At 56.2% G+C, this 349-nt stretch carries 1 protein-coding gene; it reads left to right on the top strand.

The window, feature by feature from the left end:
• Window positions 1-160: 160 nt before the first annotated feature.
• On the top strand, window positions 161-349 hold a 189-nt coding region (locus O4G76_RS20125), incomplete at its 3' end, for a DUF1801 domain-containing protein (protein ID WP_373568058.1).

Raw genomic sequence — 349 nt, 5'->3', positions numbered from 1 at the left:
CCATGGATCCTGAGACCCTGAACCAAGCGCGCGCCGCCTTCACATTCTGCGCCGGACGCATGACATGGCAAGCCTAGTCGGGGTGTAACCAAGACAACCGCCAGAGGCTCAGGACCACAGCAAAGATGCGCATAACACCACGGCGTGATAGGCTCGCGATATGATGATCACGGATATCGAGACCTATTTTTCAAAAGGCTGCGGACGTTGCGCGCGCTTCAGCACGCCGGATTGCTCAATCAAGGATTGGCAAGAGGGTCTGGCGCAGTTGCGCAGTATTTGCCTCTCGGCCGATTTGAAAGAGACGGTCAAATGGGGACATCCCTGCTACATGTTCGCAGATCGCAAC

Source organism: Limimaricola sp. G21655-S1, from assembly GCF_027213785.1.
In the GTDB taxonomy this organism is placed as follows: domain Bacteria; phylum Pseudomonadota; class Alphaproteobacteria; order Rhodobacterales; family Rhodobacteraceae; genus Limimaricola.
The sequence above is the reverse complement of the archived record's forward strand: the minus strand, read 5'-3'. Positions and strand labels throughout refer to the sequence as shown.